1 protein-coding gene is annotated in these 1,270 nt (G+C 72.2%); it reads right to left on the bottom strand.

Going from position 1 to position 1,270, the window contains the following annotated elements:
• Positions 1 to 1,040, bottom strand: a 1,040-nt coding sequence (locus LY71_RS23010; protein WP_106282248.1) for an IS110 family RNA-guided transposase, incomplete at its 3' end; no start/stop codon positions are given.
• Positions 1,041 to 1,270: the final 230 nt, after the last annotated feature.

Genomic DNA, 1,270 nt, shown 5'->3' with positions numbered 1-1,270 from the left:
ACGTGGTGGATCTCGCGGGCGATGTAGCGCTTGAGGCAGCGGATGATCTCGAGGTTGCTCAGGCCTTCGGCTCGTCGGCGGGCGGCGTAGTCCTGGGTCGGCTGGTGAGACGAGAGCCGGACCAGGGCGATGATGTGCAGGGCGAAGTTGGCGTGCCGGTCGCCGCCGCGGTTGAGGCGATGCCGGGTGGTGCGGCCACTGCTGGCCGGGAGCGGTGCGGTGCCGCAGAGCTGGGCGAAGGCGGCCTCGGAACGCAGCCGGTCGGAGTTGTCCCCGGCGGTGACCAGCAATTGGGCGGCGACCTCGGCGCCCACGCCGTAGACCGCCATCAACGCCGGTGCGGTGGCCGTGACCAGCGGGCGCAGTTCGGCGTCGAGCTCGTCGATCTCCTCGCTCAGGGCGGCGATGCGCCGGGCCAGCCGGCGCATCGTGAGCTTGGCGGCGGCGGTGATCGGATCGGCTGCCTCGGTCAGGTGCTCGGTCGAGCGCAGCCGCCGGCAGGTGGTCAGCAGTTGGCGAGTGCTCTGCCCGGCCAGGGCCTGGCGCAGCTTGGCCGGTCCGGTGAGTACCACTGCCTTGAGCTGGTTGATCGCCTGGGTGCGGCCCTTGATCGCGCTGCGCCGGGCGACTCGCAGGGTGCGGATGGCCTCCACCCGGCCGTCGCGGGTCTTCGGCGTGCCGGCCGCGGCGCCGGAGAGCACCGCGGCCGCGGCGGCGTAGGCGTCGATCGGATCGCTCTTGCCGCGTTGCCGGCGGGTCTTGCGATCGGGCCGGTCCACCTCGATCACCGTCTGACCGGTCGTCTGCAGATGCCGGGCCAGGCCCGCGCCGTAGGCGCCGGTGCCCTCCACCCCGAACGCATTGATCTCCCCGTGCGTCCCGGCCCAGGCCAGCAGCTGGCGGTAGCCGTCGGGTGTGGCCGGGAAGCCGGCATCGGCCAGCGGCCGGCCGACCTCGTCGATCACCGCGGCGTGGTGCACGTCGCTGTGGGTGTCCACGCCGACGGTGACAACCCGCCGGGTGCTCGTCATGCTCGTCATGTCGTCTCCCGCTCGCACCGGTGATGGCGACGCGCGTCCGGGCGGGCCGGTCGGACAAGACAGTGATGGGCGCCTCTCGCACAGGCTCCTATGAGGTCACGGCCACCCGTCCGGACGTGCGCACAGACGCCACCGGGCACGGCCGACAGATCTCAGCCAAGACAGCCAGGCGTCGGTCAGCACTCAGGGTCAGACCGCGCCCGATGGCGCCGCAGACATCCTCACTGTCA

The organism is Geodermatophilus tzadiensis (assembly GCF_003002915.1).
In the GTDB taxonomy this organism is placed as follows: domain Bacteria; phylum Actinomycetota; class Actinomycetes; order Mycobacteriales; family Geodermatophilaceae; genus Geodermatophilus; species Geodermatophilus tzadiensis.
The sequence above is the reverse complement of the archived record's forward strand: the minus strand, read 5'-3'. Positions and strand labels throughout refer to the sequence as shown.